This is a genomic window from Brakhagea baltica (assembly GCF_052161605.1).
Classification (GTDB): domain Bacteria; phylum Planctomycetota; class Planctomycetia; order Pirellulales; family Pirellulaceae; genus JBKCUI01.
In genome coordinates, this window is record NZ_CP197409.1 from 6,227,016 (window position 1) to 6,250,074 (window position 23,059).

Genomic DNA, 23,059 nt, shown 5'->3' on the forward strand with positions numbered 1-23,059 from the left:
TTCGCATCGAACCAAAATTCATGCGCGACCGAGGCAGATGCCGACCTAACCTAGGCGAAATCTGCGAGTTGCCCAGCAGAGTGTTTTTTTCATTATCGATGTACGACGGTTTCCGTTTCACCAGTTGGGGCGAGTTCAATGGCTATTGAAGATGACGAGTTGATCAAGGATTTCATCGTTGAATCGCAGGAGCATCTATCCGACGTTGAAAGTCAATTATTGACGCTCGAGTCTCAACAGAATGGAGTCGATGTTGCGCTGGTCAATAAAGTCTTTCGTGCAGTCCACTCCATCAAAGGTGCTGCGGGCTTTCTGGGATTTGGAGTACTTGAAAGTCTGGCCCATCGAGGCGAAGAGGTTCTCAATCGCCTTCGGAACAACGAAATGCGTCCCACCAGCTTGGTGATCAATACCCTTTTGAAGGCAACCGATCGCCTGAAACAACTCTTGGATTCCCTGGAAACCTCCAATGAGCAAAATGTGACGGAACACATAATCGCCCTTGAGGCGTTATTGAATGGGCCAGACGCGTCCTCCGACGAAATCGTGATGGAATCGACCAATCACGAATGCGAGGTAAACGAACCGGAACGGATCGAAGCACCCGCCGTCACCGTTGAATCGAATGCTTACGGCTCAGGCCATGCTGCTATTCCAACAGCCAACTCATCCGGCGTCAACCGAGAGACTCTTCGAGAATTCTTGGTAGAAAATTTTGACAATTTAGAGCAAATCGATCGCAACCTTATCGCGCTAGAACGTGATCCCACCAATGAATCGCTGCTCAACAGTATCTTCCGATGTATTCATTCCCTCAAGGGTTCTTCAGGGTTCCTTGCATTTAAGCATGTGGAGACGCTTGCCCATGCAGGCGAGAATTTGCTGAGTAGTTTGCGGAGCAATCGTCTGGCATTAGATGCAGAAACTAGCCGAGTCCTTTTCGCCATGATCGACAAGTTGCGCACCATTCTCGTGACCATTGAACGCGACGGGACGGAGGGAAACTGCAACAGTGAAGACATGATAAAAACTCTAAACGAAGTTCACCAATTGCATATGCTTACTCAAAAGCAGATTTCCCTGACGACCATGGCATGCGAGCCAGAGAGCGACGTGCGAGTCGCTGCCGAAACGAAAAAGGTTTCGGCACCTTGTGAACAATCGCCCTCCACGCTGATGGATACGCCCAGCTCCTCGATTCGGGATGTAGCGATAACCTCGGCTGCGGATAGCACGATTCGTGTCGATGTAGCACTTCTTGACACACTGATGACAAGGGTTGGCGAACTCGTGCTCGCTCGAAATCAGATCGTGCAGTTCACGGGCGAGCTCGGCAATAGCGACCTGATGAGAACAACCCAAAGACTGAATCTAATTACCACCGAGTTGCAGGAAGGGGTCATGAAGACGCGCATGCAACCGATCGGAAACGTGTGGAGTAAGTTTCCACGATTAGTTCGCGACCTGGCTGTCATTTGCGGCAAGGAAGTTCGCATCGAAATGCAAGGAAAAGAAACGGAACTTGACAAGACGATCATCGAGGCAATCAAAGATCCTTTAACACACCTGGTTCGAAACACAGTGGACCACGGTATCGAAAAGCCGGAGGTTCGCGTATCCAAAGGGAAGCCGATCGAAGGTTGCCTCACCCTTCGCGCCTTTCACGAGGGAGGCCAGGTCATCATCGAGATTTGCGACGACGGTGCTGGCCTCAACCTCGATCGAATCAAAAGCAAAGCTATCGATAAAGGGCTCGTCACCCAAGAGCAAGCCGCTAGGATGCAGGAACAGGAAATCTCACAACTCATCTTCTTGCCTGGCTTCTCCACCGCAGAAAAAGTTTCCAATGTATCGGGACGCGGCGTCGGGATGGATGTCGTGAAGACCAATATCGAGAAGATCGGCGGTTCCGTCGATCTGCAAACTCGACCAGGAACAGGAACGACCATCAAGATCAAGATCCCTTTGACTTTGGCCATCATTCCAGCCTTGATCGTTACCAGTGCGGGAAACCGATTTGCAATCCCGCAAGTAAATCTTCTAGAACTCGTTCGACTCGAGGGGGACCAAACCAGCAAAAGCATCGAATGGATCCAGGGTGCGCCTGTCTATCGATTGCGAGGACGTTTGTTGCCCCTGGTTTATCTTCGAAAGGTCTTCAACATTGATGACGAAAAAGACGCCCCCCCGGATGTAGTCAATATAGTCATCCTCCGAGCCGACGATCGTCAGTTCGGGCTGGTTGTCGACCGAATCAACGACACCGAAGAAATCGTGGTCAAACCTCTGAGCAAGCAACTCAAAGGGGTGCCAGTTTATTCGGGTACGACCATCATGGGTGATGGAAAAGTTGCCTTGATCTTAGATGTTCTCGGTCTAGCTTATGCCTCCCAGGTGATCTCCAAACTCCGCGATGGCGCGCTCGCCGAATCGAATAGTCTAGCCAAGGAATCAAATGGTAAGCAACAAACACTTCTCATTCTTGGGACCGGTACAAGCCGGAGATTGGCCCTGCCAATTTCACAAGTCGCAAGGCTAGAAAAGATCCCGAAGAATGCGGTTGAGTTCGCCGACCATCAAGAAGTCGTTCAATATCGCGGCAAGATTCTTCCGCTGATTCGACTGGCCAATTTCCTAAGTCTCGAATGTGGGGAAAGCGTCGATGACGATTTACTAAACGTGGTTGTCTACATCGAGAATGAACGCAGTTTTGGGCTAGTGATTGACCAAATTGTTGACATTGTTGAATTGTATTTGCAAATCAATCAGCGCTCCGCTCGCGAAGGATTATTGGGATCCGCTGTTATTCACGAGCGCGTGACGGATCTGGTGGATTTGCCCGCAATCATTCGAATGATCGAAAACGCTACCCCCAATCCTATTCCCGCACTCGTTTAGTGGAGTCCTGAAAATGCCGATATCAAGCCAACTGTGTACATTCTTTCTCGACAGCCAAATGTTTGGGATAGATGTTCAGACCGTGCAAGAAGTCATCCGCTACCAACAGATGACGGACATCCCTTTAGCCCCGGATGCGGTTTGTGGGCTGATCAATCTGCGAGGTCAAATAGTGACCGCCATCGATCTTCGGAAGCGACTAGGTTTACCAAGTCGCCCCGAAGGGCAGTTGCCAATGAACGTCGTAGTCCGAAGTGATGATGGTGCTGTCAGCTTGCTCGTCGACCAAATCGGTGACGTTCAAGAGAGTGACTTGGAGAATTTCGAGTCGCCCCCAGAAACACTTCGTGGGGGGGCCCGACAACTGATCCGCGGAGCTTACAAGATGCAGGATCGATTGCTCCTCATCCTCGATACCGAGCGCGTGATAGACGTGACTTCTATCAGCGACTGACCTTCAAAGAAACTGTTCCTTACTCAAGTTCACGAACGTGAACACAACCATTTTTACTTTAAATCCCGGGGAAAATTATGTCAACTAACGCACGAACATCGAAGACGACTGCCAAACCATCTGCTGAAAAAGCTGCTGTAGCCAGCAAGCCCGCCAGCAACAAAACAAACAATTCGGAACTTACTAAATACAAAGAGCAAGTGGATGTGCTCAATGCCGAAAAAGCGTTGCTCACTACCGAAAAGGAATTGCTCAATGCTGAAAAAGAAGCGCTCATGGCCGAAAAGGCTGCACTCGCCGCTCAGATAAATGAACTCTCGGTTCGTGTCGATATCATGAACATGACCAGCATCGTCTCGGAATCCGACCTCAAAGGAGATATCCTTTCGATCAACGACAAATTCATTGAGATTTCGAAGTACAGCAAGGAAGAGCTGATCGGACAACCCCACAATACGACTCGCCATCCGGACATGCCCAAAGAAGTGTTTAAGGAATTGTGGTCCACCATCGGACGTGGCAAACCTTTCCGTGGCGTCATCAAAAACCGAGCGAAAGATGGCACACCTTACTATGTCGACGCAGTCATCGCACCGGTTATGGGGCCCAATGGCAAGCCGCAAAAATACATTGGTGTTCGCTATGATATTACAGCTGCTGAGATCGAGAGACAAAATGCGAAGGGTGTTCTAGCCGGCATCGACACGAGCTTTGCCTATATCGAATTCGACACCAAGGGAAATGTAATTTCTGCCAACGCGAACTTCCTGAAGACGCTGGGGTATCGACTCGATGAGATTGTTGGCAAGCATCATCGCATGTTTGTCGAGCAGAGCTTCGTAAACTCGAACGCTTACACCCAATTTTGGAGCGAACTCAATGTTGGCAATAACCAATCCGGCACGTTCAAACGCATCACTAAAGAGGGTAAGGAAATCTGGATTCAAGCGGTATACGCCGCGGTTAAAGACGAAATGGGCAGAGTCTTCAAAATCGTGAAAATCGCGACCGATGTCACTGCGGAGAAGGTCCGAGCTGTAGATTTTGAAGGCCAGTTGGCAGCCATCAGCAAGGCCCAGGCTACAATCGAATTCAGTATGGATGGAACGATTCAAACCGCCAACGAAAACTTCCTCGCCACCATGGGGTACTCGCTCGACGAAATCAAGGGGCGACATCATGGTACCTTTTCCGAGGAAGCCTACCGGCAATCGGCCGAGTATCGAGAATTTTGGGCCAAGCTCAATCGAGGCGAACACCACACGGGTGAATTTAAGAGAGTTGGTCGGGGCGGAAAAATTGTTTGGATTCAAGCATCCTACAATCCGATTCTGGATCTGAACGGCAAGCCGTACAAAGTTGTCAAATATGCTACCGATATCACTGCACAAGTGAATGCTCGGGAGGCCTTAAAGAAATTGCTTGCAACGGTCTCCGATAATGCGACGGCTTTGGCTGGGGCATCCGAAGAGCTAACCTCGGTTAGCACGACCATGAGCGCGACGGCTGAGGAAACATCGGTGCAAGCCAACGTTGTGTCAGCTGCTTCTGAGGAAGTCAGCAAGAACGTTCAAACCGTGGCCTCGGGCGTTGACGAACTAAACGCGGCCATCAAGGAGATTGCCAAAAGCGCCTCGGAATCTGCCAAGGTCTCACAGCAAGCCGTGTCTATCGCCAATACAACCAACGGAACTATCGCTAAGCTGGGAGAAAGCAGCACCGAGATCGGAAAGGTGGTTAAGGTCATTACATCGATCGCTGAACAAACCAATCTCTTGGCACTCAACGCTACGATTGAAGCCGCCCGTGCCGGTGAAGCAGGAAAAGGTTTTGCGGTCGTTGCGAATGAGGTCAAAGAGCTGGCAAAGGAAACAGCCAAAGCGACCGAAGATATCAGTCAGAAAATCGAGACCATCCAGTCCGATACTCGCGGGGCGGTTGAGGCTATTCGACAGATCAGCGGCGTCATCAATCAGATAAACGAAATCTCAGCTTCCATCGCGTGTGCTGTCGAGGAGCAAACCGCTACGGCAAACGAAATGGGGAGAAATGTGTCGGAGGCATCGAAGGGCTCCAGTGAGATCTCGGAGAATATCACAGCTGTTGCAACGGCGGCCCAAAATACGACCGAAGGTGCAAGCAATACGCAACAAGCAGCCAGTGAAATATCCCGCATGGCGGCAGAGCTTCAACAGCTTGTTTCGAATTTCAACGATTAAGACCGATGTCGAATAGATTCTAGGATGGGCTATCGCCGTCGATGGCCCATATCCTTTTTCCACTCCAACATACTCCATTACTGACGAAAGTGTGAATCATGCGAGCTTTAGTTGTTGACGATGACCCTGCGATTCTTCGGTTGATCTCCTCCATTATAAAGAACTTGGGATTCGAAGTGAGCCAAGCAGGCAACGGACTCGAAGGGCTAGAGCAATTGGCAAAACTAGGTCCACCGAATGTAATCTTGGTGGACTTGTATATGCCCGAGATGAATGGTCTGGATTTTGTCAAGGCAGTAAGGTCCAACCCGATATATTCCGATCTTCCTATCATCATGGTCACGACAGAAGTAGAAATGGCGCAGATGGCATTAACCTTTGACGCGGGGGTAAACGAGTACATCATGAAACCATTTGAACCCATCATGATCCAAGAAAAACTCCAGTTGGTCGGCTTCGGTGCTTTGGCTTACAGCCCCTTCTAACATTGGCAGTGATGTCAACATGGAATGGCTTCAAGGCCGAGAGCAACAGGAAAACCCTTAAGATTGTAAGCACTCATGAGTACCACTGCCGCAGCATTAGATCCTCAATCCTTTAGTTTCATCACCAATTTGGTTCGCAACAAATCGGCGATCGTTTTAGAAAGCGGCAAAGCCTACTTGGTCGAGTCAAGGCTAGGGCCGGTCGCACGAGAGCTTGGTCTTCAGAATATTTCCGAACTTGTCTCGGAATTACAAAAACCTGGCGCTCAAAAATTGACGCAGCGAGTTGTCGAAGCCATGACCACGAATGAAACCAGTTTCTTTCGTGACATCCATCCCTTTACGGCACTCAAGGAAAAAATCATCCCCGATCTGATTCAGCGTCGGGCCAAAGAGAAATCGCTTTCCATTTGGTCCAACGCCTGTTCCAGCGGTCAAGAGCCTTACACTATTGCGATGATAATTGCGGAGCACTTTCCCATGCTTAAGGATTGGAAAGTACGGATCATTAGCAGTGATCTATCTAGTCAAATTTTGAATCGGGCAAAACTAGGTGAATTTAACCAAACGGAAGTCAATCGCGGCTTACCGATGAATTATCTACTGAAGTATTTCACTAAGAATGGGAATCAATGGAAGATTCGAGATGACATCCGCAAGATGGTCGAATTTCGTGAATTGAATTTGGTTGAACCCTTTCCTGCGTTGCTTCCTGCGATGGATATTGTCTTCCTTAGAAACGTGCTCATATATTTCTCACCAGAGACTAAAAGTGAAATCCTCAAAAAAGTCCACAAGGTAATGCACAAAGATAGTTATCTGTTTCTTGGCGGCTCAGAGACGACCATGAATCTCAACGTAAGTTTTGAACGAGAGCAATTTGGAACGGCAGTCGGCTACCGACCAACCTACTGAGTCCAAAATTCGATTATTAGTCCAAACCATCACATTCATCCACAATGGACATTCCCATGAGAGCACTAGTCATCGATGATTCCCGAGCCGTTCGTCGCATCATCGGCAACATTTTGAAGGGGTTAGGCTACGATACCATCGAAGCCGGCAACGGTCTCGAAGGGCTGGCGCAACTGGAAGCACATGGTCTGCAAGACATTGTCTTGGTCGACTGGAACATGCCTGAGATGAATGGGCTCGAATTCATCAAGGCAGCGCGAGCGATACCTGCGTACAGCGACATGTCTATCATGATGATAACCACGGAAACCGAGATGGAGAACATCAGTCAGGCGTTTGTGGCTGGCGTCAACGAGTACGTCATGAAGCCATTCGACAAGGACATCATTCTTGAAAAGCTTCAGCTACTTGGGATCGGAGCATAGTCAGATATGCGTACAATCCGAGTTCTCATTGTGGATGACTCAACGGTCATCCGCCGACTATTGAGCGATGCGCTTTCCGCCGATCCAGCCATCGAGATTGCAGGGATTGCAGCAAACGGAAAAATTGCCCTCTCGAAGATACCCATGCTCAATCCTGATGTCATCACCTTGGACATGGAGATGCCTGAGATGGATGGCTTGACCACGCTGGTGGAAATTCGCAAGCTCTATCCGAAGTTGCCGGTCATCATGTTCAGCACGCTCACCCAGCGCGGCACCGAAGCTACCATGGAAGCCCTTTTAAAGGGTGCGAACGACTACGTAACTAAGCCAGCGAATGTCGGAAGTGTCACTGCTGCAATTGCCAACGTAACCAATGAACTGGTTCCCAAGATCAAGCAGTTTTGCAATTGGACAACCCCAGCCACAACCAAGAGCATCCAACAGGACGGTGGGACCAATGCTGGTACTCGGCTTCCATCGGCGAGTTCACACCTCCCCAGTAAAGTTAGTCGCGTAGATATCGTTGTCATCGGAGTATCCACCGGTGGGCCGAATGCACTATCAACCATGCTTCCAGGGATTCCGGCCAAATTCCCTGTCCCAATCTTGATTGTTCAACACATGCCGCCGGTCTTCACGAAGCATCTTGCTGACCGTTTAAATCAGCTTTCCAGCCTTCACGTTCAAGAAGCCGCCGATGGTGATCTCCTGCTGCCCGGAGGTGCTTGGCTCGCTCCTGGCAATTTCCACATGAAGCTTCGCCGCCAAGGGACACAACTCAACGCCGTACTGAATCAAGAGCCGCCCGAATGTTCTTGCCGTCCCGCAGTGGATGTTCTCTTTCGCTCCGCAGTCGAGATCTTTGGAGCCAATGTACTTTCGGTGGTGATGACAGGCATGGGGCAAGATGGTCTACGAGGTTGTGTCGCAATTCGCCAAGCGGGCGGACGCGTCGTTGTACAAGACGAAGCGACCTCCGTCGTGTGGGGAATGCCAGGCGCGGTTGCGCGCGCTGGACATGCTCATAAGGTTATTCCGCTGGAAAAGATTGCTGACGAAATTATCGCTCAAACGCAATCGAACAGGATACCCCGGAAACCAGAATACGTAAGGAACTGAAGACATTTTTAACAATCGTACAAGGTATGCCATCGATCATTCTCGAACCGGACGGACCAATTCTGATATTCCTGAGTGCCATGGCTTCGCACGGCTGGCGAGAGGTTGCGATATTGCAAGGTCCTCGCAATTATATGGATTCCTAAGCCAGAAACCAATTTAACTGCAGGCGACAATCATTGTTTGATTAAGTTGAGTTACCCGTTTAGGACTTAGGACCGATGTTGCCAATCCCATAGCTAACTCGGCTTCATCAAGTTCGGTGCACACGATAGGTTGTCGCTAAACAAGCATACCACCCCCGTCGATAATTCCTCTCAAATCACTCTTAGGTTAAGCTGGTTTGTACCATCGACATCGATTGCGATATAGAAAGCGGAGTGACGAAATAGATGTCCCCATGGCGGAGTTCCCCGTTGCGGAATTTCGGCTGCTCCAGACGCATCTTGCGGACGAAAGGCTGCACTTGGTCAGCATCCAGAGGCTTCGCGAAATAGTAGCCTTGTCCATAGTGGCAGTCCAGCTCTTGAAGCTTCGAAAGTTGAGCAAACGTCTCGATCCCCTCGGCTACCACTTGAATATGTGTCTCCGAAAGTAACTTGATTACGAGATCAACCAATTTGGAACGATAAACGTCTTCGTCAATATTGGTTATCAAAGAGCGATCCAATTTTAGGACATCAAGTGGAAGTTCGTGTAGACAGGCCAAGGACGAATGCCCTGTTCCGAAGTCGTCCAAGTCGATTTTTGCTCCGAGTGACCTTAGCTTTTTGATCGCCTCAACCGACGTGGCAAGGTCCTCCATCATTTCACTCTCGGTTATTTCAAAGTGGATGCTCGATGGCGAAATGCCGCTTTGAGCAAGTGCCGATTGAAACAAGTCGAGAAACTCGCTTTGGACCAATTGCTGCCGTGAAAGATTAATGCTGATGTGGTTCGGAGTCGAATCGGAATCGATCGCGAACCAATCAGCGAACTGCTGACATGCGGTTCGCATCACCCATTCACCAATGGCGACAATCAATCCCGTTTCTTCAGCAATGGGGATGAAATCGATCGGTGGTATCCGTCCTTTTTCTGGATGATTCCATCGGATGAGGGCCTCGACGCTTTCGACCAACCCTGTTTCCAAGTTGACGATTGGCTGATATTGCAATGCGAATTGATTTAACTCGATTGCTTGACGCAAGTCGGCATCGATTTGCCACCGCTGAATCGCACGGATTCGCATGCTGGGGTCAAAAGATCGAAAGCAGCCGCGACCAGCCTCTTTCGCTTCGTACATGGCGATATCCGCGTCACGGATCAGCTCATCGATAGTAGTATACTGCCCACTACTCGTAACGACTCCGATGCTTGCGGTTAGGTAGAGCATGCGACCGCCGACCGTTAGAGGATTGCTCATGGCGGATAAAATCCGGGACGCGATACTCTCGGCTGATTTCACGTTTGGTATCGACTCAATTAGGATGATAAATTCGTCTCCACCAAATCGCGCAACCGTCGCGTTGCTTTCACGTCGCACGATTAAGTCGCCACCTCGGACGCTCGCTTTGAGCCGTTTCGCGGCTTCCCTCAGAACGAGATCACCACAGTCATGCCCCAGACTATCATTGATCAGCTTGAATCGATCAAGATCGATAAACATGACCGCAAACAGATCGAGTCCGTGTTGACTCGCATCGATCGAGATCTGGATTCTTTCAAAAAGAGTGGCTTTGTTAGGTAAACCTGTTAGAGCGTCAAATCCAGCTCTTTGTTTTAGATCTTCCATTAGCGACTGGGTCTTCAAGGCTGAACAGACACGGGCTCGAAGCTCGATTGGGAGAAAGGGCTTGCTGATGTAATCGCAAATGCCTTGACTAAAGGCCGATGCAATGAGCGACGGATCTTTGTCTCCTGTGATCATGATCACAGGAATATGTTTCAATTGGCGATCGGCCTGAAGCTGTTTCAGAACTTCCATGCCGTCGCAGTCTGGCATGAAGTAGTCTAGCAGGATCAAGGTTGGGACTAAATCGGCTGCCATACGCAAGCCATCCACGCCACCTGACGCATAACTTAGTCGAGCTCCAGTCGGTGACAATATTTTGCCAATGAGTGCTTGGATATCCCGGCAATCATCAATGACTAAGACATGGGGAGAAGGGATTTCCACTTTATCTATCGCGTTTGGACTTAGCATGATGCGTTCTCCACAATGCGGACAGTCCGAATAATTGATTTGGCATGGTCCATCGGTTAACATTCCCTCGGCGAGGTGCACCGATATTCTAACCTGTTCGATAATCGCTCATGGAGCATAGCACATATTTCCATGTTGACGGCTTGGCTGACTCGGGAAGCCTTGATTTTGCATGTATTGCACGCGACTCTTCAACAATTGCGTTAACAACATGTCCATTTGGAATGTGAACTGAAGGCGATTAGGGATTCCCTTACCGGTCCGCCCTGTGCAAAAAGGTTGCTCCGGCAATTTCGATCGGTTTAGGTTTTCATGCGAACGATCGTGTGACGCTATGAAGACTTGACCGAAGGCCAAACTTGAGATCTTATCGCCGGGTTATCGTGACCGAGTCTGGTCGAGACTTGCGAATTGCATGTTCAAGATACGATGCGATCTACACTGTTCGCATGGAGCGATGAAGTGATCGAGGCATTCTTGCTTTATCGTTTGCACGAATCGTTCGACAGTTGTCGTGCATGACGATATGCAGAAACACCAAGACAAAGATATCCCGCAACCCGGCTTTGGACACGATCTTTTTGGAGAAGAAATCGCACTGCCACATCGTCTTTGCGTGCCTCTTGAGAAACTCATCCCATGTTCCCGGTCCACGTTGTGCCCCAGTCTCTAATCCATTTCGTTTGAGTATGTTTTTGACAGTATTGCGTGTGACCGATTCGATACCGAGTTTTCGCAAAACGAACCAAGCGGTTCTTCTCGCGTTCCGTTAGACTAATGCGACCGGGTAAGCGACTGCGAAGGATCTGGTTTTCCGCCTTGAGGTAGCTCACTTGGCGGGCGAGTTCCTTCTCGGTGGAGCGAGCGGTAGTCGAAACGCCTATGTATTCAACCATTAGACTGGCTCGAAAGTTCGGGCATCGAGCAAGGTCGGAGTTAGGTAGTTCGTGACCTGCAACGAATCACGACCGAACCGGTCTCGAACTCATCCGACTGTTAAGCAGATTTTCCGTTACGCGGCACACGTAGAGTGACCGAGCGATCCGGTGTTTTCGTCGAAACGTCATCGCGAGTTGGGGAACTTGAGGTAGGTTGCAAACCGCGACCGATCAAGCGATAATCACTTACGTAGTGGAGCAAAGCCACACAATTCGGACGCACAATCTATCCCACCGCTCCGCCAAGGATAGACTGCAATTCGTTTATCCGCTGCACACCAAGTGGGGACTATTAAACTGGATATTGGAACCGCTCAATCAGAAATTCGTACGGCGTATTTGCGCGGTGGGCCCGGAGCTGTCGTCTCTGGAATTGTGTGGTTGTGCTCGGCACTGGTGGCAACTACACATGGGGTCCCAATAGGCTTTGCTGTTTTGTTTTTCGGCGGCATGCTTATTTTTCCCGTAGCCAGCATCATTGTCCGTCAGTTCTTTGGTCGGCCTAATGTTTCGCCGAGCAATCCGGGTGGATTGACCGTAATTGAGACAATCTTTCCGATGATCGGAGGCTTGTTGGCTGCATGGTTGCTGATTCCCTACCGTCCGGATTTTGCTTTTCCGATTTCTGCCATCGCGGTCGGCGCACACTATTTTGGTTTCCGCACCGCATACGGCGATTGGACGAATTGGATACTTGGTGGGATAATGTGCGTTGTCGGTATTGGGGCAATTTTCTATAGTTTACCTAAATCAAACATCGTGCCCTACGCTATCGCTGTCATTGAGGTGTCGTTTGGTTGTTGGTTGACATGGGTCAGCTTTAGAAACGACAGCAACAGCACCTCCGTTCGTCAATCCGGCAAAACTGCGGATGGCCGAGCATCGTCATAGGGACCGAATTGCAGTGGCCCCTTGCCACGCCACATAGCATGCAGGGGCCTGCCGCGTTGTTAAACGCGCGGGAGTGCGACGACGGATCTACTGAACAGGATCTCGGTAGAGCCTTGGACAACAAGTGTTCGACAGGGTAAAAGCCTTACGAACGAGAAATGGATTGCGTAGGAGTCTTCAAAGAGCTCAGGAGGAGTGAAAAGGAGAAGAATCCGCAAGCAGGTTGCGAACCGCGACCGATCAAACGATAATCTCTCGGGATGCGGAGCAAAGCTATGCAGTTCGGGCCCACAATCTATCCCACCGCTCCGGTACGCTCCGGTAGGGATAGATTGTATTTCATTTTATCCGACGCAATGGAGTATATGACCGGACGACACGATTGGTATAGAAAAGAGACTTGGACTGCATTCGATCGCGATGACTTTGAAACGCGTCTAGCGCGTGCTCGGAAATCTAGCCGATCGCAATACTTGGTGATTCAAGCAGAACGCGACTATCCGAACTCTCGAACAAATGTTCATCTTGAGTTTGCGGAATACGTCCTTCGATGTCACCAGGACAATCTGTTTCATGAGGCTTTGCTGACAATAGACGAAATGCATCTGCCAGGTGTGCAATTTCCTCTTCATGACTACCTTCACCACGCCTTCAAGGCTGTGTTGCTTAGATCGCTAAACATGGACGGTGCCCGACAACATGCTGAGCTCGCGAGAGTGGCAGCCGCAAGAATTCATTCTGGTTTCTGGAAGCATCCGACGCTTTGTTTGGTCGATGAAGAGCCGGACTGGCTGAGACATGAGCTCGATAGGATAATAGTCGGATGACATAAATAGGCTTAGATTTTATGTCGGATAGTCGGGTGAGGCCCTGCCTCGAGCCTGCTTGTGTCTCTTGACTTCTTTACAGGCCAGCAGCTAGCCCTATTTTCGACGGTAGTCGAAAAACATTTAAGCCATTGTTCAAGAATCGCAACTGCTGCATCGGGGGTACTTTTTCTTTTGATGGCTGTGTCATCATTTTGAGATGCGGAGATCAATGTGATTACAGCCACAACTCAGCAAGGCTCTTTGAAAACTGAGTTTAGCCCTCGAAAAGCAAGCTTTAAGGATTTCTTGTGGATTGTCTAAGTTTTGGCACGTCGTTTGTTGTTGTTTGTTGTTGTATGAAATTGCCAAGGTGGTCTCTTAGGTGGGATTCTGGTACCATATCGAGAGTCACCAATGGCAATTGCGATCACAGACTGGCTGTGGTCAAGCGATGTTGTGTTCTTTCGGAAAAGTATGAGGCCGAAACATGAAACGAGTTATGCAAAAGCTAGGTTTGGGACTGTTGGCAGGCGTGGCCTTGGTGGGATGGGCAGCACCTTCGGCAGAAGCACAATTTAACCGTGGTGGAAGATATTGTCCGCCCGCGGTGGCTTATCGCCCTGTCGTGGTTGTTCCATCGTACGGAACGTCCCTCAGTGTTAACCGAGTGACACCATTCGGCTATGGAGTTCAGTATGGAAACACTGCATTTCGTCCTGCTGTCCCGATCTATAGTGGGTTTGGGGTAGGGCCGAGCTTCGGGGTGCCTCGCGGCGCATCGTGGGGCGGCGGAGCGTTTCCGCCCGGCGCATCGTGGGGAGGTGGAGCGTTTCCGCCCGGCGCATCATGGGGGGGTGGAGCATTTCCTCCGGGGGCATCTTGGGGCGGTGTGAATGCCGGGCGTTCTGCATTCTTCGGTTACTAACTCACGCCTAAATTATGCGTCCTGTAGCCGCAGTCCTCGAGGGTATTTTGATTCGGCTTGCATTGCTAGCCGAACTGCAAATGTAATAGATTTGTAGAGCGGGTCTGTGGGCCCGCTCTAGAAAGCCTAAGCGGCGTGCCGGTCTTCTTCCATCGCGAGTGACTCCAGAGCTACGCGGTACTGCATTAAGAATGCATCCTCAGGCGTATCTTCATAAAAGGATCTCAAGACACTGGTCGCTCGGAACCCCAATTGGCGGAAGAACAGTTGTGCGTCTAAGTTGGTTTCCCGGACCTCTAGCACAATTCGATTTCTTCTTTGGTATGCTAGCTTAGAGACGAGTTTGTCGACCATTGCACGACCGATTCCTTGCCGGCGATAGTCGGGGTGGACTGCAAAGGATAGGATGTGGATTCGGTTCTTGTGAAGCTCGTAGATCATGAAGCCGGCTACCTCTTCGTTTCGCTCGGCAACCATTCCGATGCAATCCCTCTGTCTCAAGCATCGAATAAACTCGTCTTCGGTCCACGGAAACTCAAAGCTAGCATTCTCGATATTGAGAACGAATGGTAAGTCTCTGCGGATCATCCAGCGGATATGGCACGCTTGATTGGAGTTGATGCTCGGCATCGGAGGGAACCCTCTAGGTTTGCGTAACGCGAGGCTGCTTCCGTGCACCTCTGACTCCAAGACAGTACCAAAACTTACCCCCGTGAACCAAGTCGAATTCCTCGCCAAGTTCGATGGTTTTTCGATAAAGTTTTGGTGATGGAATCTGTTGGACACTTGGTATTTGCGAATGCAGTGGTTGCCAATTTTTTGAGCATAGAGGTCGAGGCCCCCTCTTTTGGGGGGGGTTGCGCAAAATGTGGGCATGCTTGCAAAACAGCGATAAGTCTTTGCTGGCATTAGGCTTGCGGAGACCCTATTGCCAGCTATCCCAATATGGGCTGTTCGACCGACGACACCACGTCGGTCGCAATCGCTCCTGGCAAAGAGGCGGGAGCATAGGAAGCAGAACAGACCAAAGAAAAGGGAGATTAAGGATGAATTTCGGAGAATCGCCAAGTGACCCATGGACCACCAACCACTTCATGGGACCAGCCGCTGACCCCGCTGCTGGCACACCCGCTGCTGGAACCACCACAACCGCACAGGCTACAGCCGCTCCAGACTCGACTCAGAATGCTAGCAAACCAGTGGATGAAGCGGGCGAAAAGCTAGCAGCCGAAATGAAGATCTTCAACGATCTTTCCGCATCCTTAAAATGCAAGCTAATCACTTCCGGAACGCTCGAGGAGCGAGGCGCTTCGGTGGTTAGTTTGGCAGCTGAACTGTTTGGGGTCGCTCCCACCTGGACCGCCTTCTACCGTGAAGTCCTCGGGGCCGAAGGGTTCTTGAGAACGGCTATTGCCGAGGCATCCGAAATTTCCGAGTTCGAATGCTGCGATCACCATAGCAAGCTGCTCGAGATGCTTACTGCACTGAGATCTCGCGATCTGCCCGAAAACGATCCACACGAAGCCCAGCGTATGATCACGGTCAGAATCCCGAAAAGTCTCCACGACACGATTTGCGATGAGGCAAACCGGTTAGAGGTTAGCGTCAACAAGCTCTGCATTTCTCGGCTACTGCAAAAAGTCGACCGAAGTATGATCCCGACCTCGACTCAGAAACGTCGAGGACGTAAGCCTGGAACGGGAGCAGGGAAGAAGCTATCGAAGCGGACTGACGCCGAACCTGTCGTCACGGAATACAGGCCGCTCGAAGATTAGAGCCTTTTGAAGACTATAATCCGACTAGAATCCATAGTGTTCCCAATTCCCAGCCGGCATAGGAGTCTGCCCCGGTTCGCGCAGATCGGGGCAGGATAGGAGCAGGCTGATTGCCAGCTTGTGCTGTCAGGTTAGTGCTGTCGGGCTGGCGAAATGGTCTCGGAAGTTGTGATCTCGGAAATCGCGGCGTGTCCTCATGCACGCTGCGCAAGCATAGAGGCTGACCGCTAGTTCATTTCCTCACTACAGGGGCAGACAATGAGAAAACATCTCATTGGATAGTTGCTTGAGCATTGGAAGCGGTTCTGGGTTAGAACGCGCAACGCAGCCCGTTGGGCATGCGGTTAAACGATTCAGGCCAAAGATTTGTATTATTGCCAAGCGGGTAAAAAATCGCTCGTGCTTCTCGAATCATAGCTGCATGCCTGTGAAACCATCTTCGTAACGAGCGCAAGCTTGTCGGCGGAGTCGCAATAGATCTCAGCAATTGGGTCCCCTTTGCAGAGAACCGTGCCGAGCGGTGCAAGCCACTTGATTCCCACCCCGTGGTTGATGAGCTCTCCTGCAACCTTGCGTCCACCGTTCATTTCAATCACTGCATAGCCAACTTGGCTCCCGTCGATAGCTGTCAAAACGCCCTCTCTTTGTGACGTAACGACATGCTTGGTTTCGATTCGCAACGGTTCTGACAGGCGGCCACCTTGGGCTGCGACCATCTGCTCGAATCGCTCGTAAGCTGCTCCACTGTCCAAGTACCCGTTCAACCGGACACGCACAATCTCGAGAGACTCTGCCGGTTCATATTGATGAATCGATCTTGCCGCGAGCTCCACGGAAAGAGCACGTACGGTCCTTGGCCCCGAACATTTTAGCACATCCATGGATTCTAAAACCTCAACTGCATTGCCGATCATCTGTCCAAGCGGCTGGTCCATATCTGAGATGAGCCCTGAGGTTTTTATGCCAAACTGATTTCCGACGTAGACCAGTTCCTGCAACAACAATTCGGCACGCTTCACATCTGGCTGAAAGCTACCACTCCCAACCTTGACATCCAAGATCAGTGAATCCAAATTCTCGGCGATCTTTTTGGACATGATGCTGGAAACAATCAGAGCTAGTGAGGGAACAGTAGCCGTCACGTCTCGCAGCGCGTAGAGTTTCTTGTCTGCGGGAGCAATCGTTTCCGTCGCACCAGTGATCACACAACCGATCGCGTTCAATTGGCTTCCAATCTCTTCGTTCGACAAGTTGGTTCGAAAACCAGGAATGGCTTCTAGTTTATCGAGCGTACCGCCCGTGATACCGAGGCCGCGGCCGCTGATCATGGGAACATCGTAGCTGTCTAACGCTAACAACGGGGCGATGATCAGAGACGTTTTATCTCCCAAGCCCCCACTGGAATGCTTGTCGATTCGAGGCCGCTCGCCGCGAGGAAGCCGCTCACCTGATTGGACCATGGCTTCTGTCAGATCGAACACTTCTCGGCGCGTCATCTTCTTTAGAAAAATCGCCATCGCCAGAGCGGCCATTTGGTAGTCTGGGATTTCTCCCTTTGCGTACCCAGCCACCATGAAGTGAATTTCGTCCGACGAAAGCCTGCCACCGTCTCTCTTTTTGGAAATGATGCTGGCGGGTATCAAGTTGTGTATCCTCTAGAAAATCGCACTCGAAGTGTCTTACTGTGCTGTGTCTTACTGTGCTAGTCTTCGCGTCGCTTCATCCACATCCCGAACAACGGAAAGATGCCACGCGACAAATAAACCAACAATAACCATTTTACAGGCCCGTCACCCAAGCGTTGCCATAATCCCTTTCTGCCGTCAGGAATCGGTTCAGCGACAAGATAGCCTTCTTCAAAGCGTTCCAACCGTTTCTGAACCCGACCGCTCCCATCGATCCAAGCCGAGATGCCGGAGTTGGCGGCTACCAAAACAGGACGCCGATTTTCTACCGCAACCAAGATGGCATTGTTCAAATGATGATCCAAGATGCTAGAACCGCGAAACCAAGCGTCATTCGTTAAGTTTACCAGGATGTCGGGGGATCGGTTTTGCCGTTCCAACTCGGAGACTTGGCGTTGAATAAAATGTGGCACCACATCCTCAAAGCAAACGCTCGGAGCTACGTAGGTGCCAGAGCTAAGTCTCCAGCAGACGAATCGATCGCCAGTCCCCATCGGGCCGATTCCGAACAAGGCTTGCAGATTGGGGAAATGATATAGAATCGGAATATACTCACCGAACATGACCAGGTGCCGCTTGCCATAGAACTCCGGAGCTTCCTTGTTTGGATCGATCAGCAAGGCAGCGTTGAGGACTCGGGTTTGCGAATCACGAACCATGATGACACCCCCTCCCGCTATGAGTGGTGGCTGCTGGATCAAGTTGCGGAACAAGCTTCTCGCTTGTTGAACATACGCCTCGTCGAAAAGTTCTTTTCGCTCGCGAGTCTCCTCCAAGGTTATATCGGGGGCCAACGTGCTCTGCCCGTCCCACTCCATCCATGACGCACCGACCCCGTAAGCACTTTCTGGCCACAAGATAGCATCAAACTCGATATCAGCGTTTTCCTCTATTGCTTGTTGGGTGAGTCGAGCGTACGCGATCCAGGAGTCTTCGAGCTGCGACAGCGAAACATCGAACATGGTTGGCATGTTCGACTGGACGAGCAGGTAATTACCCAGCGGTTTGATAGGCGCCATGGATTGCAACCGGCGATCATAGCTGTTTAACGACCACATCGACCAGAAGATCCAAGTGACGCAGAAGAGTAGAGCGACAATGTTCGACCAGCTCACCAGCGGACGCGAACTACTAAGCTCCCGAGACCTTCGTTGCCATGCGGGGGGCCTTGCGGATAGCACCATAGTGCCAATCGTGGCTCCGGTCAGCATCACCATAAAGCTAACACCGTAGCCTCCGAAAGCAGCCGCTACTGGTAACAGATGGGGCCATGGCGTCTGCGAGTGTCCGAGCATGCAAGCGGAAAAGCCGGTCAGCACATAGCCCCGAGCCAATTCGGTTGCTGTCCAAGCCACGGCGAGCGAGAACGGAATGGCGGCATTCGTTCGGTACACTAGCCAACGAGCGATACCTATCGCGATGGGGATATACACGGCCACGTACAAGCTGAGTGCGATCCACCCTGCGTACAAGGGCCAGAACGCGAGTCGTATTCCTTGCAGCAATGCTAGCCACATTAACGACGAGACGATCCAAATCCGCAGATAGTCTCGCCGCTGAAACCTCGCTGGTATGCATACTAGAGCAGCGAAGAAAAACGAAGCAACGTAGGCCGCCCAAGGTTGCTTGCAGGGAGGAAGCGATAACCAGTAGAAAAAACAGGCGAGTGCAGCATAAAGCCAGATCCACCGTCGCTGCCCCCGCATAGAATCATCCGAGACCGGGGCTGAAGCCGCGGGCTGGGCGTCTGACATTGTGCTAGCCGATTGAATTTTCGCCATCCGAGAACATTTGGCTGATCGAGCGGTTTGAGTGAATGCGTCTGATGGCTTCGGCCAACAGCGGTGCTACCGTTAGAACGTGGATCGTCTCCAAGCGTTTTTCAGGCGGGAGCGGAATAGTGTTGGTTATTACCAAGGAATCGATGGGGGCTTTCCGAAGATTGTCGATCGCCGGCCCGCACAGTACTCCGTGCGTTGCCGCCAAGTGAATTTCTTTCGCTCCCGCATCGCGAACCAGTTTGGCCGCACCGCAGATCGACCCACCCGTGCTGATCATATCGTCGAACATGAGGCAAATCTTGCCTTCGACCGGGCCTCCGATGATGTTCTTCTGTTGAACTTGCAGTGCATTGTCGCGAACCTTGTCGACGATCGCCAGTTGGCCACCTATGCGTTTCGAGTGGCCCATGGCTCGTTTAATGCTTCCTTCGTCGGGACTGACAACGACGATTTCATTGGGGTCCAGCGATCGGCTTTGAAAGTAGCTCGTCAGAACCGGTCCCGCATAAAGGTGGTCAACCGGCACGTCAAAGAAGCCTTGGATCTGAGGAGCGTGCAAATCCATCGTTAGGACGCGATCCGCGCCCGCTCGCGTAATGACGTTGGCAACGAGTTTTGCGGTGATCGGAGTTCGCCCCTCATCTTTACGATCTTGCCGTGCATAACCGAAGTAGGGGATGACCGCTGTGATTCGGGCGGCGCTGGCCCGTTTGCACGAGTCAATCATGATGAGCAATTCCATCAGATTGTCGTTGACTGGCGGACATGTCGGTTGTACGAGATAAACATCTCGGCCCCGCACGTCCTCTTCGATCTTGCAGAAATTCTCACCATCGGGGAACTTGCCGAGCGAAACCGAACCGAGGTCGAGGTGTAGAAATGCGCAGATGTCTCGAGCAAGCTGCGGATTAGCGCGACCGCTGAAAATCTTTAGTTCTCGCATTTGTACCCCAACTCCTTCATCTTCGCTTCGACCATTGCCAACTCATCGATCGTGTTGATACTCAACGACTCGCATTGTTCCAAAAGTGGTTTTGCCTCGACTCTCTTCCCTTCCTTTAAAAGCAAAGCCGGGCAGTCTGTGAGATAATACTCCCCTTGGGAATTATTGTTACCCAGTCGGTCTAATGCCCAAAGCAATGCATCGCGTCCGAAAGCGTAGGTGCTCATATTGACCTCGCAGATTTCCTTTTCCGCGTCCGAAGCGTCCTTCTGCTCGACGATTCGCTCGAATCGGCCTTCGGAATCGCGAACGATCCGTCCTAGTCCGAATGGGTTGTCCTTGAGGAGTGTCCCTAGCAAACAGTCCCATGAACCAGCATGAAACTCATCGATGAGTCGTTTGATCGAGGTGGCCTGGATCAGTGGCGAGTCACCGGCCACTACTAAAACGGGTCCGTCGTTGCCCGCAGCCAGTTGCCCCTTACACATTTGGACCGCGTGGCCGGTACCTAACTGCTCCGCTTGTGTGGCAAACTCTACACCCTTTCTCCCGCCAATCTCCTCGCGGACCAGGTCCTCGCGGTAGCCGACGACGGCGATGGTTCGTTCGACTCCGGCACATGTCAGCGCGTCGAGAACCCAATGGATCATGGGGCGTCCCAAAACGGGGAAGAGCACCTTGGGCAGCTCGCTTTTCATGCGAGTCCCCTTCCCGGCGGCTAGGACAACAGCGGTGGCTTTATTCATGAAATGTCAAAATACGTACGTGCATATTGGACGGAGAAGCGTTTCCCGAGCGTTTCCCGGCCGCTGAACTTCAAATAACGTCCGGAAAGACGCACATCTTGCCAGATTTTGGCCGAATATCATAGGTCGGAGGATGGATTGGTAACAAACATTGACGAATTTCGGTCGGATGGTTACGATTTTTCCTTCTACTTTCATGACATTTTGCCGCAATCTCTAGGACTAGAACGAACATGGCTGGAACCGAACGTCAACGAGAAATCCGTCGTCGCCGCACTCGCAGGAAGAAATTGACTCTCCTGCATAAGAAGGCAGAGAAGTCGAGCAAGCAAGAAAAGCTGGTTATCGCTGACAAAGTCCGTCGCTTAACCCCAGGTGCTGAGCAACTGATCAAGGCTTGGAAGCTCGTCTAGTTTCCGTGTTGCTTACCTGCATTAATCAATGACTTACAGGGTTTGGTGATTTCCGATGGCAGATCCGATCCGTTACGGTGTTACCAAGCGTTGGTCGGATGCTGTCGTGGTGGGAAACCTCGGTTTTTTTGTCGAGGTGCCTGACGATCCAGAACAGTCAGCGCTAGTGCAGTTTGAATCCGTTCTGGCTCAGGTTGCCCAAAGGTGTCAGGAGATTGGCACCTCGCATTCTCATTTGGTGCAAGTGTTGATCTATTTGCCCTACCCAGAGGATCTGCCTCTGTTCAACGAGCTTTGGGATCGATGGTTACCTGAGGGTTGTGCGCCGACTCGGGCATGTACGCATCCTCCACTGGCCGACCCTCGGTACCGAGTTGAACTCGTTGTAACGGCTTATGTGCCGTGAGCGGGGGAGGAAGTTTAAAAACTTCCACTACTTATTGAGCGGTCGAGGAAGAACCGTTCGGTGAGGCACCGATCGAGACACCGAATGGAAGCGGTCGGGCGGCGCACAGAAAACCCTCTGGAAACAGCATGTCTTTCAACTTACGAAAGGCGCCGAAACTGTCCGGATAAACCCAAACCGTGACCGTTGTGTTTTGGTTCTGGTGCATAGCTAGTTCGGCCCGCAACCGACCTCCCGTGCTGATCGATTGCTCGACCGTCTCCTTGAGTACATCTGGCTCGGGCGTCAAGATAAAGCGGTCCAGTTCGATTAGCCGCCCCATCGCGGCCCTGGTTCCGTCGCTCATCATGCCGGTCTGGCTTTTGAGGGTATACTTCATTGTAAAACCACCAATTGGACCCAACTCGTTGGTAAAGCGATCACGTTGCGTGTTGCGTTCCGCCGCATTACGGGCTTGCCTCTTCAAGGTCTCCACCAATTCATTCCAGGGGATAACCGTTACCATGTTATTGGTCATCATCACATGGATCTCATGGCCGAATACTGTCTTGGCCATGGGGGTAGGAAGGTGATGCAATACGATGGGTGGGACCTCATCGTCAGGTAGCGTCCCCTGTTGTTCCATCAGCTCTGCAAGCTGACGTTCAAGCTCGCTGAGTTCGCGTTCGATTTCGAACTTTTTTCGCTCGTCTGCGGACAAGTCTTCGAGCTGATTCTCGATTTGGCTTTTTGCCAGGTTAACTTGATCCAGAGTGAGCATTCGCTCGTTGGATCGGTAGGCCAGTTCCATTTCGTAGCGTTGCATGTCGGCCGCTTGCTTGGCCAGATCGTCGTCGAGTCTCTGAGCAAGTTCGAACGGGGCTTTTGCATCCTGCCGTTGGTTTTCGATTTCGTTTTGAACGATTTCGCGAGCGGTCGAGTAACTGCGGGCACCGACCACAACAACCAGAATGATCAGGATCCCGACCAGATTGGCGATGGTGTCGAGAAAGCTGTCTTCTCCGTTTTGCGTTTCTTCTTGATGGCGACGTCCCATAGCTGCCT

At 51.2% G+C, this 23,059-nt stretch carries 21 protein-coding genes; 13 read left to right on the top strand and 8 right to left on the bottom strand.

The features are described 5' to 3' along the window. Positions 1-138 precede the first annotated feature (138 nt). From SH449x_RS24390 to SH449x_RS24420, 7 genes are all read left to right on the top strand, one after another. A complete protein-coding gene (locus SH449x_RS24390) occupies positions 139-2,898 on the top strand; it encodes a chemotaxis protein CheW (RefSeq protein ID WP_482378684.1) in 2,760 nt (919 codons plus the stop codon). Between the two features lie 13 nt (positions 2,899-2,911). Then, complete coding sequence (locus SH449x_RS24395) at positions 2,912-3,352, top strand: chemotaxis protein CheW (protein WP_482378685.1); 441 nt, start codon at positions 2,912-2,914, stop codon at positions 3,350-3,352. Between the two features lie 77 nt (positions 3,353-3,429). Beyond that, positions 3,430-5,571, top strand: a complete 2,142-nt coding sequence (locus SH449x_RS24400) for a methyl-accepting chemotaxis protein (RefSeq protein ID WP_482378686.1) — start codon at positions 3,430-3,432, stop codon at positions 5,569-5,571. 98 nt (positions 5,572-5,669) lie between these two features. After that, on the top strand, positions 5,670-6,056 hold the full coding sequence (locus tag SH449x_RS24405) for a response regulator (RefSeq protein ID WP_482378687.1): 387 nt from the start codon (positions 5,670-5,672) through the stop codon (positions 6,054-6,056). 75 nt (positions 6,057-6,131) lie between these two features. Continuing rightward, on the top strand, positions 6,132-6,971 hold the full coding sequence (locus tag SH449x_RS24410; protein WP_482378688.1) for a CheR family methyltransferase: 840 nt from the start codon (positions 6,132-6,134) through the stop codon (positions 6,969-6,971). Between the two features lie 56 nt (positions 6,972-7,027). Continuing rightward, on the top strand, positions 7,028-7,396 hold the full coding sequence (locus tag SH449x_RS24415; RefSeq protein ID WP_482378689.1) for a response regulator: 369 nt from the start codon (positions 7,028-7,030) through the stop codon (positions 7,394-7,396). A gap of 6 nt (positions 7,397-7,402) precedes the next feature. After that, the gene (locus SH449x_RS24420; RefSeq protein WP_482378690.1) at positions 7,403-8,518 is read left to right on the top strand and encodes a protein-glutamate methylesterase/protein-glutamine glutaminase; all 1,116 of its coding nucleotides are present in this window, start codon (positions 7,403-7,405) and stop codon (positions 8,516-8,518) included. A gap of 328 nt (positions 8,519-8,846) precedes the next feature. Here SH449x_RS24420 and SH449x_RS24425 read toward each other — a convergent pair whose 3' ends face one another. Continuing rightward, positions 8,847-10,703, bottom strand: a complete 1,857-nt coding sequence (locus SH449x_RS24425) for a two-component system response regulator (protein WP_482378691.1) — start codon at positions 10,701-10,703, stop codon at positions 8,847-8,849. Positions 10,704-11,335: 632 nt separating this feature from the next. Beyond that, on the bottom strand, positions 11,336-11,599 hold the full coding sequence (locus SH449x_RS24430; protein ID WP_482378692.1) for a hypothetical protein: 264 nt from the start codon (positions 11,597-11,599) through the stop codon (positions 11,336-11,338). Between the two features lie 324 nt (positions 11,600-11,923). Between SH449x_RS24430 and SH449x_RS24435 the strand changes: the two genes are divergently transcribed. The 3 genes from SH449x_RS24435 (at position 11,924) to SH449x_RS24445 (ending at position 14,266) form a co-directional block, all read left to right on the top strand. Next, positions 11,924-12,532 (top strand): DUF7010 family protein, encoded by a 609-nt coding sequence (locus SH449x_RS24435; protein ID WP_482378693.1) that lies wholly within the window; start codon positions 11,924-11,926, stop codon positions 12,530-12,532. A 365-nt stretch (positions 12,533-12,897) separates the two neighbouring features. Beyond that, on the top strand, positions 12,898-13,359 hold the full coding sequence (locus SH449x_RS24440) for a hypothetical protein (protein WP_482378694.1): 462 nt from the start codon (positions 12,898-12,900) through the stop codon (positions 13,357-13,359). Between the two features lie 469 nt (positions 13,360-13,828). Next, entirely contained in the window at positions 13,829-14,266 is a 438-nt protein-coding gene (locus SH449x_RS24445) for a hypothetical protein (protein WP_482378695.1), read from the top strand. A 126-nt stretch (positions 14,267-14,392) separates the two neighbouring features. Here the strand turns inward: SH449x_RS24445 and rimI are convergent, their stop codons facing one another. Continuing rightward, positions 14,393-14,896 carry a ribosomal protein S18-alanine N-acetyltransferase gene (gene rimI, locus SH449x_RS24450; protein ID WP_482378696.1) on the bottom strand — a complete coding sequence of 168 codons (504 nt, stop codon included), beginning with the start codon at positions 14,894-14,896 and terminating at the stop codon, positions 14,393-14,395. A 416-nt stretch (positions 14,897-15,312) separates the two neighbouring features. On the opposite strand from rimI, the gene SH449x_RS24455 reads away from it, so the two are divergent. Further along, entirely contained in the window at positions 15,313-16,041 is a 729-nt protein-coding gene (locus SH449x_RS24455) for a hypothetical protein (RefSeq protein ID WP_482378697.1), read from the top strand. Positions 16,042-16,412: 371 nt separating this feature from the next. On the opposite strand, the gene SH449x_RS24460 is transcribed toward SH449x_RS24455, so the two are convergent. Genes SH449x_RS24460 through SH449x_RS24475 form a run of 4 tightly spaced genes read right to left on the bottom strand, consistent with a single transcriptional unit; the run spans position 16,413 to position 21,196 of the window. After that, positions 16,413-17,684, bottom strand: a complete 1,272-nt coding sequence (locus tag SH449x_RS24460; RefSeq protein WP_482378698.1) for a thymidine phosphorylase — start codon at positions 17,682-17,684, stop codon at positions 16,413-16,415. 59 nt (positions 17,685-17,743) lie between these two features. Then, positions 17,744-19,480: an apolipoprotein N-acyltransferase gene (gene lnt / locus SH449x_RS24465; protein ID WP_482378699.1), complete on the bottom strand. Its 1,737-nt coding sequence runs from the start codon at positions 19,478-19,480 to the stop codon at positions 17,744-17,746. A gap of 4 nt (positions 19,481-19,484) precedes the next feature. After that, complete coding sequence (locus tag SH449x_RS24470) at positions 19,485-20,450, bottom strand: ribose-phosphate diphosphokinase (protein WP_482378700.1); 966 nt, start codon at positions 20,448-20,450, stop codon at positions 19,485-19,487. Continuing rightward, positions 20,438-21,196 (bottom strand): NTP transferase domain-containing protein, encoded by a 759-nt coding sequence (locus SH449x_RS24475; RefSeq protein ID WP_482378701.1) that lies wholly within the window; start codon positions 21,194-21,196, stop codon positions 20,438-20,440. The genes SH449x_RS24470 and SH449x_RS24475 overlap by 13 nt, the downstream gene beginning before the upstream one ends. A 233-nt stretch (positions 21,197-21,429) precedes the next feature. Between SH449x_RS24475 and SH449x_RS24480 the strand changes: the two genes are divergently transcribed. Together SH449x_RS24480 and SH449x_RS24485 are read left to right on the top strand one after the other, a co-directional pair. Beyond that, a complete protein-coding gene (locus tag SH449x_RS24480; protein ID WP_482378702.1) occupies positions 21,430-21,609 on the top strand; it encodes a DUF6800 family protein in 180 nt (59 codons plus the stop codon). 55 nt (positions 21,610-21,664) lie between these two features. Continuing rightward, positions 21,665-22,015: a RidA family protein gene (locus SH449x_RS24485; RefSeq protein ID WP_482378703.1), complete on the top strand. Its 351-nt coding sequence runs from the start codon at positions 21,665-21,667 to the stop codon at positions 22,013-22,015. Between the two features lie 31 nt (positions 22,016-22,046). On the opposite strand, the gene SH449x_RS24490 is transcribed toward SH449x_RS24485, so the two are convergent. Next, positions 22,047-23,051, bottom strand: coding sequence for a hypothetical protein (locus SH449x_RS24490; RefSeq protein ID WP_482378704.1), 1,005 nt, complete (start codon positions 23,049-23,051; stop codon positions 22,047-22,049). Positions 23,052-23,059: the final 8 nt, after the last annotated feature.

Bases quoted from the DNA above. Each gene is read 5' to 3' on its own strand.
- SH449x_RS24425 (WP_482378691.1), bottom strand. From the start codon at position 10,703: ATGCTAAGTCCAAACGCGATAGATAAAGTGGAAATCCCTTCTCCCCAT.
- SH449x_RS24485 (WP_482378703.1), top strand. From the start codon at position 21,665: ATGGCAGATCCGATCCGTTACGGTGTTACCAAGCGTTGGTCGGATGCT.
- lnt (WP_482378699.1), bottom strand. From the start codon at position 19,480: ATGTCAGACGCCCAGCCCGCGGCTTCAGCCCCGGTCTCGGATGATTCT.
- SH449x_RS24410 (WP_482378688.1), top strand. From the start codon at position 6,132: ATGAGTACCACTGCCGCAGCATTAGATCCTCAATCCTTTAGTTTCATC.
- SH449x_RS24395 (WP_482378685.1), top strand. From the start codon at position 2,912: ATGCCGATATCAAGCCAACTGTGTACATTCTTTCTCGACAGCCAAATG.
- SH449x_RS24445 (WP_482378695.1), top strand. From the start codon at position 13,829: ATGAAACGAGTTATGCAAAAGCTAGGTTTGGGACTGTTGGCAGGCGTG.
- SH449x_RS24430 (WP_482378692.1), bottom strand. From the start codon at position 11,599: ATGGTTGAATACATAGGCGTTTCGACTACCGCTCGCTCCACCGAGAAG.
- SH449x_RS24490 (WP_482378704.1), bottom strand. From the start codon at position 23,051: ATGGGACGTCGCCATCAAGAAGAAACGCAAAACGGAGAAGACAGCTTT.
- SH449x_RS24440 (WP_482378694.1), top strand. From the start codon at position 12,898: ATGACCGGACGACACGATTGGTATAGAAAAGAGACTTGGACTGCATTC.
- SH449x_RS24390 (WP_482378684.1), top strand. From the start codon at position 139: ATGGCTATTGAAGATGACGAGTTGATCAAGGATTTCATCGTTGAATCG.
- SH449x_RS24405 (WP_482378687.1), top strand. From the start codon at position 5,670: ATGCGAGCTTTAGTTGTTGACGATGACCCTGCGATTCTTCGGTTGATC.
- SH449x_RS24470 (WP_482378700.1), bottom strand. From the start codon at position 20,450: ATGCGAGAACTAAAGATTTTCAGCGGTCGCGCTAATCCGCAGCTTGCT.
- SH449x_RS24475 (WP_482378701.1), bottom strand. From the start codon at position 21,196: ATGAATAAAGCCACCGCTGTTGTCCTAGCCGCCGGGAAGGGGACTCGC.
- rimI (WP_482378696.1), bottom strand. From the start codon at position 14,896: ATGCCGAGCATCAACTCCAATCAAGCGTGCCATATCCGCTGGATGATC.
- SH449x_RS24480 (WP_482378702.1), top strand. From the start codon at position 21,430: ATGGCTGGAACCGAACGTCAACGAGAAATCCGTCGTCGCCGCACTCGC.
- SH449x_RS24455 (WP_482378697.1), top strand. From the start codon at position 15,313: ATGAATTTCGGAGAATCGCCAAGTGACCCATGGACCACCAACCACTTC.
- SH449x_RS24415 (WP_482378689.1), top strand. From the start codon at position 7,028: ATGAGAGCACTAGTCATCGATGATTCCCGAGCCGTTCGTCGCATCATC.
- SH449x_RS24400 (WP_482378686.1), top strand. From the start codon at position 3,430: ATGTCAACTAACGCACGAACATCGAAGACGACTGCCAAACCATCTGCT.
- SH449x_RS24420 (WP_482378690.1), top strand. From the start codon at position 7,403: ATGCGTACAATCCGAGTTCTCATTGTGGATGACTCAACGGTCATCCGC.